General features: G+C 54.6%; 7 protein-coding genes. All 7 read left to right on the top strand.

The window, feature by feature from the left end; translation table 11 throughout:
- Positions 1-1,979, top strand: a 1,979-nt coding sequence (locus tag Q0510_RS22375) for a hypothetical protein (RefSeq protein ID WP_298716689.1), incomplete at its 5' end; no start/stop codon positions are given.
- 64 nt (positions 1,980-2,043) lie between these two features.
- Positions 2,044-3,810, top strand: a complete 1,767-nt coding sequence (locus tag Q0510_RS22370; RefSeq protein WP_298716686.1) for an ABC transporter ATP-binding protein — start codon at positions 2,044-2,046, stop codon at positions 3,808-3,810.
- Positions 3,811-4,081: 271 nt separating this feature from the next.
- A complete protein-coding gene (gene atpB / locus Q0510_RS22365) occupies positions 4,082-5,194 on the top strand; it encodes a F0F1 ATP synthase subunit A (RefSeq protein WP_298716683.1) in 1,113 nt (370 codons plus the stop codon).
- 35 nt (positions 5,195-5,229) lie between these two features.
- Positions 5,230-5,490 carry an ATP synthase F0 subunit C gene (gene atpE / locus Q0510_RS22360; RefSeq protein WP_126244254.1) on the top strand — a complete coding sequence of 87 codons (261 nt, stop codon included), beginning with the start codon at positions 5,230-5,232 and terminating at the stop codon, positions 5,488-5,490.
- A 104-nt stretch (positions 5,491-5,594) separates the two neighbouring features.
- Positions 5,595-6,077: a F0F1 ATP synthase subunit B gene (gene atpF / locus Q0510_RS22355; RefSeq protein ID WP_298716672.1), complete on the top strand. Its 483-nt coding sequence runs from the start codon at positions 5,595-5,597 to the stop codon at positions 6,075-6,077.
- Positions 6,078-6,100: 23 nt separating this feature from the next.
- Entirely contained in the window at positions 6,101-6,661 is a 561-nt protein-coding gene (atpH, locus tag Q0510_RS22350) for an ATP synthase F1 subunit delta (protein ID WP_298716670.1), read from the top strand.
- Between the two features lie 90 nt (positions 6,662-6,751).
- Positions 6,752-8,329 carry a F0F1 ATP synthase subunit alpha gene (gene atpA / locus Q0510_RS22345; RefSeq protein WP_298716667.1) on the top strand — a complete coding sequence of 526 codons (1,578 nt, stop codon included), beginning with the start codon at positions 6,752-6,754 and terminating at the stop codon, positions 8,327-8,329.
- Positions 8,330-8,408 lie beyond the last annotated feature (79 nt).

Below are 8,408 nucleotides of genomic sequence, written 5' to 3'. Positions count from 1 at the left end.
AAATGGTGGACGACTTACAGGTGGAAATTGAGCGCGACACCGCGCTGGACCACCGCCTGAAAGTGAAATACCTTTCCGGTCTCCACCAAACCCTCCGCGACTATAATCTCAAACGCGCATACAACCGTATCGACGCCGAGGAGGCGCCCGCCATGATCTCGGCCTACCACCAGATGATGCGCGCCGATATCCAGGGCAAAAGCATTTACCCCGTGGCCAGGAAACTGAGCTTCGAAGCGGGGGAACGCACCATCGAGGCCTTCCAGGATAACCCCGGTTACAAGGAAGCCCGTGGGGAAATGTTCGCCAAGTTCGCTTTCAGGAACCTGGAAGACATCATGCCCAAGCTCGGCCCCTACCTCGAATACAACGTGACCGACTCCGTGGTGGCGGCCGTGGCCAGGAAGTACCCCAACCAGGTGCTCACCTACGCCACGTCGTACACCCCCACCGCGTCCGCCATCCGCCGCAACCCCGATCCACTCGTGCAGCAGATCGTTTCCATCGGCAGGAGCAGCATGTCCACCAAGCTCATGCCCTTCATCGACCAGCTGATGGACGGCTCCGCCACCATCCCCGAGCTGGAAAGGGCCGTGGATAACGATGACAGCTATTTCCGGCTGATGGTCAGCACCTCCATCGTGCTTCAGAAAAAGAAAGCGGAAGGCGCCAACATCATGGGGCTCAAGGCCATGCAGGAGAACATGAAAGCCAAATCGCTCCGGTATATCCGCGAGATCAACGACCTGCACGACGAAAGCCACGCCGTGCGTTTCCGCATCGTGAAGGATTTTACGCCCGAAGAACTGTATTACCTGATCATCAACGGCCAGGAAGAATTATATACATCCAGCTACACCAACGCCGCCAAGCAGGGGCTGTACGACCAGATGATGCTGCGCATGAAGCCGCCCCGCGGCGACAGCCTGCTGATGCTCGTGAGCTTCGACCGTTTCAAGAAATTCATCGCCATGGCGGCGGGTTTCAATACCCTGGATAACTTCCTCCGCTCGATGGACACCGAAAACGCCAACTACCTGATGGTGAAGTTCGTCCGCAGCCTGGAGAAGACGGAAGACCTGGAAGACGCGGTGGACGTGGCCAACTCCTTCGGCTCGATCCGCGACGAGAAGCTGCTGGAATTCCTCCGGGAAGAAGTGCGCAAGAACCTGCATTTCGTGCAGTCGAAAAACGACAAGCGCGGGATCACGATCTACTCGCTGCTCAACAGCATTTTCATGGAAAACGGCCATGGTACCGACAGCTCCTGGGCATCCGACATGAGCTCCAAGCTGCAGCTGCCTCCCATCAACTACGTGGAATTCAATACCTTGCCCAGCGGTAGCGACAGCGGCCGGATTTACCAGCAGGTGTTCTTCTACGGTGACGAAGACGGGATCAGTTCCTACGCCAGCTTCATGGGCAACTTCCCGAAAGGGGAGTGGAACGTGACGAAGAATACCTACTGGACCACCATCACTTCGGCCAAAGGCAAGCCTACGACCATCTACGCCAACAACCCGCTGAAAGAGCCGGAGGATAAAACGGCGATCGAGAAGCTGGGCGAGTACCTCGACGAAAAGGATATCCACCCCACGATCTTTATCCACCGCGGGCATAGCTACCATGTGAACACCACGCTCGACAACCTGCAGAGCACGGCGCGCATCGTGGTGCTGGGCTCCTGCGGCGGTTACCATAACCTGGCCACCGTACTGGAAAAGGCGCCCGAAGCGCATATTATTTCCTCGAAGCAGGTGGGCACCCGCTGGGTGAACGAGCCGATCATCCGCAGCCTGGAAGACCTGGTGCGCGCGGGCAAGAACGTAGACTGGGTGCAGATGTGGGCCGGGCTCAGCCGTAAGTTTGCGGGAGACGGGGCCAACAAGGCGCTGTTCGACGACTACGTGCCGCCGCATAAAAACCTCGGGGCCATCTTCATCAAGGCTTACCGGCAGGTGATGAAAGACGGAAACTGATTGTGAAAAAGGGAGCGCTGCTCCCTTTTTTGCGTTTTGGGAATTAGCGTTTACTTTTACAGGAATGAATAAAGACAAGGCTAAGAAGGTGTTTGACTTCAGTTTGCTGAAGCGGGTTTTCTCCTTTGCGGCACCCTACCGGCGCTATTTTTACCTGTCCATGTTCCTGACGGTGGCCCTGGCGCTCATCTCCCCGGTGAGGCCCTGGCTGATACAGCAGACGGTGGACAAATACATCACGAACCAGTGGGCGCAGATGCTGATGATCATCACGTTGGTGCAGATCGGTATCCTGCTGCTGGAAACGGCCGTTCGTTTTTTCTTTTCCTATATCACGAACTGGCTGGGGCAATCGGTGATCAAAGACCTGCGGGTAGCGGTGTACAAGAAAGTGGTGAAGCTGAACCTGGGATTCTTCGACCGTACGCCCATCGGCACGCTGACCACGCGGACCATCAACGATATTGAAGCGATCAACGATATTTTTTCCGAAGGCATCATCTCCATCGTGGCGGATGTGCTGATGATCCTGGCGATCCTGGGGGTGATGTTCGCGGAAGACTGGCGGCTGACGCTGGTGAGCCTGAGCCCGTTCCCGGTGCTGATCCTGGCTACCTATTGGTTCAAAGAAGCGGTGAACAAATCGTTCCACCGGGTGCGGAATGCCGTGGCGGCGCTGAATGCCTTTGTGCAGGAGCACATCACGGGTATGACGGTGGTGCAGGCCTTTTCGGCGGAGAACCGGGAGTTCGGGAAATTCCGCACGATCAACAAGGACCACCGCAAGGCCAATATCGACGCCATTTTCGCGTATTCTGTGTTTTTCCCCGTGGTGGAAATCATCCTGGCGATATCGCTGGGGTTGATGGTATGGTGGGGCGCCAACATGGTGCTGAATTATGAAGTGACACAGGGCGTGATGATCGCATTCATCATGTACCTGAACATGCTTTTCCGCCCGCTCCGTATCCTGGCCGATAAGTTCAATACCCTGCAGATGGGGATGGTGGCGAGCGAAAGGGTGTTCAAGGTGCTGGACAGCGAGGAATTCATGCCCGACAACGGGACGCATTCCGCCAAAGACATGAAGGGCGACATCCGGTTCGACCGGGTGTGGTTTGCCTATAAAGACGACCGGTATGTGCTGAAGGATATCAGTTTCCACGCCAAACCGGGGCAGACGATCGCGCTGGTGGGGCATACCGGCAGCGGGAAAACGACCATCATCAGTATCCTGAACCGCTTGTACGAGATCCAGAAAGGGACGATTTCGATCGACGGGGTGAAGCTGGAGGATTACAAGCTGGCGGAGCTCCGGAGCCGGATCGGCGTGGTGTTGCAGGATGTGTTCCTGTTTTCGGGATCTATTTATGAAAATATTACGCTGCGGAACCCCAATATTACGCGGGAACAGGTGGAAGGTGCGGCGAAGCTGATCGGGATGCATGAGTTCATCCTGCGGTTGCCGGGCGGGTACGATTACCCGGTGATGGAAAGGGGGAGCACCCTTTCGCTGGGGCAACGGCAGTTGATTTCGTTCATCCGGGCGTTGTTGTATGATCCGGCGGTGCTGATACTGGACGAGGCGACGTCGTCGGTGGATACGGAATCGGAGCAGCTGATCCAGCATGCGATCGACAAGCTGATTGCGGGGCGCACGGCGATTGTGATAGCGCACCGGCTGAGTACGATCAGCAAGGCGGACCTGATCATTGTGCTGGATAAGGGTGAGATCCGGGAGGCGGGAACGCATGAGGAGTTGTTGAAGCGGGAGGGTTATTATCATAAATTGTACATGATGCAGTTCCAGGCCTCGGCGAATACGGCCTGAGGGTGAGCGCATTATCATTATTTCTAATAAGAGGATTGACGTATAAATTAGGGTGCCGGGTTGCGGGGTGGTAAAATACCATCAAGCGGTGCGCAAAGAAGTGTGAGGGCTCTCCGGGACGGGGGGCCTTATTCTTTTTACAGGTTGATAATGAGGAGGTTGGAGGTATGGGGGAGGGGCGATATGATCCTCGTCAGTTTTTTTACCGGCTCATACTATTTAATATAAAATCGGTTACCTTTGCACAAAATTTCAGAAAACTGTGTTTTCCTTGAATCGGTTCAAATATAAGCTGGTAGCCTTGATAACGGTGTTTTTCATCACCGTATCCGGCACATTTACCACGGCCCTGGCATCTGACGGCCATGAAGAAAAGAAAGGTTTTAATGCGAAGGAAGTAATCCTTGGTCACGTTAAGGACGCGCATGACTGGCACATTGTTGACCTGGGCGAGACCCATGTGACGGTGCCTTTGCCGGTCATCATCTACCATCCTGAGCGTGGCATGTCCATGTTTTCTTCCTCGAAGTTTCACCACGGTCACGACTCGTATGAGGGGTACCGTTTGGTGGACGGGCATTACCTGGCATCCAAAGGTTTGACTGCGGCGCAGTATCCTGAGGGCAGCATTATCGAAGTGGATGCGAACGACAACCCGACCGGGCAGAAGATCTACGACTGGTCCATCACCAAGAACATTGCGTTCCTGTTGTTTGGGTCTGCTTTGCTGGTGTTCCTGATGCTGCAGGTGGCCAAGGCGTACCGCATCCGCGGTCACCGTCAGGCCCCGAAAGGTTTCCAGAGCCTGGTGGAGCCGGTGATCATCTTTATGCGCGATGAGGTAGTTCGTCCGAACATTCCGGGCGCGAAGGGTGAGAAGTATGTGCCTTTCATCCTGACCATCTTCTTCTTTATCCTGATCAACAACCTGCTGGGCCTCGTTCCCGGTTCGGCGAACGTGACGGGTAACATCGCGGTAACGGCTGCTTTGGCACTGATTTCGTTTATCGCCATGATGGCGGCAACGAACCGTCACTTCTGGGCCCACATCTTCAATCCTCCCGTACCGGGCGGTGTGAAGGTGATCCTGGCGCCGGTGGAGCTGATCGGTGTGTTTACGAAGCCGGTTTCGCTGATGATTCGTCTTTTCGCGAACATCCTGGCGGGGCACATCATCATCCTGAGCATTATCTCGCTGGTGTTTATATTTGGTTCCCTGAATAAAGTGGCCGGTTACGGCTTCCTGCCGATCACGATCGTGTTCAACATCGTGATGATGATGCTGGAGCTGCTGGTAGCGTTTATCCAGGCGTTCATTTTCGCGAACCTGACCGCGGTATTTATCGGCCAGGCGATGGAACACCAGGGCGATCATCACCATTAATCTGTTTAATCTAAAATTCAAATACACAATTCATCATGGAACTTTTAACTGTAATGATGCAGGCTGCTGAATCCGCTTCTGGCCTGGCTAAAGCTGGTGGTGCTGTTGGTGCTGGTATTGCTGCTATCGCAGCTGGTATCGGTGTAGGTAACATCGGTAAGAGCGCGCTGGAATCCATCGCTCGTCAGCCCGAAGCTGCTAACGACATCCGTGCTAACATGATCCTGGCTGCGGCGCTGGTAGAGGGTGTTGCCCTGTTCGGCGTTATCGCGGGTCTGCTGGCGGTAGTACTGTAATCGCAGAAACTTTTTACTGCATCCGGCGCAAAGGGCAAGGGATGCAGTAATTCAATCTTCCGAACAATCACAACTCATAAATAACTGATTATATGGATTTGTTGATGCCTGGCTTAGGCTTATTCACGATCTCTCTTATCATCTTCATTATCGTATTCCTGATCCTGAAGAAATTTGCCTGGAAGCCCATCCTCTCTACCCTGAAAGAAAGGGAAGATTCCATTACCGATTCCATCGCCACTGCTGAGCGCGTGAAGGAAGAAATGGCGCAGATGAAAGCCGAGCACGAGCATGTGCTGGCCGAGGCGAAAGCCGAGCGCAGCGCTATCCTGAAAGAAGCGAAAGACGCGAAGGACCAGATCATCCGCGAAGCGAAAGAGCAGGCGCAGGCTGAAGCCAAGAAGATCATCGCCGAGGCTTCCGTAGCGATCGAAAACCAGAAGATGGCGGCTCTCACCGACGTGAAGAACCAGGTGGGCACGCTCGTGATCGAGGTAGCCGAGAAAGTACTCCGCAAAGAACTTTCCGACAAAGCCAACCAGGAAGCTTACATCAAGCAACTGGCAGGCGAAATCAAACTGAACTAATTAAAACGGCTGAATAAAAGAATATGCAGAATCCCCGTTTAGCAAACAGGTATGCGAAATCGCTGATCGACCTGGCGGTGGCCAAAAATGAACTGGAAGCCGTGCATGGCGACATGCTGCTGCTGCAGTCCATCACCCGCACCAATGCCGATGTGGTAGCGCTGTTGAGAAGCCCTATCATCAAGGCCGACAAAAAGGTCAAGATCCTGGGCGCCATCCTCGACGGCAAGATCAGCGGCATCACTTCCGCGTTCATCCGCCTGGTGACGCTGAAAGGCCGTGAAAGCGTGCTCGCCGAGATCGCCGGGGAGTTCCAGAAGCAGTACAACGCACTCAAGGGCATCGCCCGCGTGAAACTGACTTCCGCCGCTCCGCTCGAAGCATCCCTGCTGAACCTGATCCGCGAGAAGGTGGAAACTTCCGCCGGCCGCAAGATCGAACTGGAAACGCAGGTAAACCCCGACCTGATCGGCGGTTTCGTACTGGAAACCGGCAACTCGCTGTTCGACGCTTCCGTACTGCGCGACCTGAAGGACATCAAGAAACAGTTCCTCAAGAACATTTACGTTTCCGAAATCCGCTAAGTAATAGCAAATTAACAGCAGCCGCTGCGTAACCGCAAAGCTGTTGTCGTTATAACAACAAACCTTAACGACTCTTTAAAAAGCATAACAATGGTTGACATTAAACCAGACGAAATTTCGGCGATATTACGCCAGCAACTGAGCAACTTCAACGCTTCCGCGGAACTGGAAGAAGTAGGCACGGTACTGCAGGTGGGTGACGGTATCGCCCGTGTATATGGACTGAACAACGTTCGTTCCGGTGAGCTCGTAGAGTTCGAGAGCGGCGTTAAAGCAATCGCCCTCAACCTGGAAGAAGACAACGTGGGTGTGGTAATGATGGGTGAATATAAAACTATTAAAGAAGGCGACACCGTTCGCCGTACCGGCCAGATCGCTTCCATCAAGGTGGGTGAAGGCCTGGTTGGCCGTGTGGTTAACACCCTCGGCGAAGCGATCGACGGTAAAGGCCCCATCACCGGCGAACTGTATGAAATGCCCCTGGAACGTAAAGCTCCCGGTGTAATCTACCGCGAACCCGTAAAAGAACCGCTGCAAACCGGTATCAAGGCCGTTGACGCCATGATCCCCATCGGCCGCGGCCAGCGTGAGCTGGTAATCGGTGACCGCCAGACCGGTAAAACCGCGATCTGCATCGACGCCATCATCAATCAGAAAGAATTCTACGAAGCGGGCAAACCCGTTTATTGCATATACGTAGCGATCGGCCAGAAAGCCTCCACCGTTGCAGGTGTGATGAAAACCCTGCAGGAAAGCGGCGCTATGGCCTACACCACGATCGTTGCGGCTTCCGCTTCCGATCCGGCTCCCCTCCAGTTCTACGCTCCGTTCGCAGGCGCGGCCATCGGCGAATTCTTCCGCGATACCGGCCGTCCCGCACTGATCATCTATGATGACCTGTCCAAACAAGCCGTAGCTTACCGCGAGGTGTCCCTGCTGCTCCGCCGTCCTCCCGGACGCGAGGCGTACCCTGGTGACGTGTTCTACCTCCACAGCCGCCTGCTCGAACGTGCAGCGAAAGTGATCAACAAGGACGACATCGCCCAACAAATGAACGACCTCCCGGAATCCATCAAGCACCTGGTGAAAGGCGGCGGCTCCCTGACCGCGCTGCCCATCATCGAAACCCAGGCTGGTGACGTATCCGCGTATATTCCGACGAACGTGATCTCCATCACCGACGGACAGATCTTCCTCGAGAACAACCTGTTCAACGCCGGTATCCGTCCCGCCATCAACGTGGGTATCTCCGTATCCCGTGTAGGTGGTAACGCGCAGATCAAATCCATGAAGAAAGTATCCGGTACGCTGAAGCTCGACCAGGCGATGTACCGTGAGATGGAAGCGTTCTCCAAATTCGGCGGTGACCTCGATGCGGCTACCAAATCCGTTCTGGATAAAGGCGCCCGTAACGTGGAAATCCTGAAACAGCCGCAATACAGCCCGTTCTCCGTGGAGAAACAAGTGGCTATCATCTACCTCGGTACCAACGGCCTGCTCCGCGAAGTACCCGTGAAGAACGTAGCTGCTTTCCAGGATGCCTTCCTGCACGAAATGGAAGTAAGGCTGCCCGAAGTACTCGGTGAGTTCAAAAAAGGCAACCTGCCCGAAGACGGCCTGAAGAAAATGGTAGCGCTGGTAGAGGAACTGAAACCCCGCTTCGCTTAATCATTTTTTGTAACAGATATTCTAAGGAGGCGCCTCAGCAATGAGGCGCCTCCTTCTTTTTGGCAAGGCCGTGCCCTTT

Origin of the sequence: uncultured Chitinophaga sp., from assembly GCF_937874145.1 — a bacterium.
Classification (GTDB): domain Bacteria; phylum Bacteroidota; class Bacteroidia; order Chitinophagales; family Chitinophagaceae; genus Chitinophaga.
Note: the sequence above shows the minus strand (reverse complement) of the source record. Positions and strands in the feature narration are given on the sequence as shown.

Bases quoted from the DNA above. Each gene is read 5' to 3' on its own strand.
- Q0510_RS22370 (WP_298716686.1), top strand. From the start codon at position 2,044: ATGAATAAAGACAAGGCTAAGAAGGTGTTTGACTTCAGTTTGCTGAAG.
- atpE (WP_126244254.1), top strand. From the start codon at position 5,230: ATGGAACTTTTAACTGTAATGATGCAGGCTGCTGAATCCGCTTCTGGC.
- atpF (WP_298716672.1), top strand. From the start codon at position 5,595: ATGCCTGGCTTAGGCTTATTCACGATCTCTCTTATCATCTTCATTATC.
- atpH (WP_298716670.1), top strand. From the start codon at position 6,101: ATGCAGAATCCCCGTTTAGCAAACAGGTATGCGAAATCGCTGATCGAC.
- atpA (WP_298716667.1), top strand. From the start codon at position 6,752: ATGGTTGACATTAAACCAGACGAAATTTCGGCGATATTACGCCAGCAA.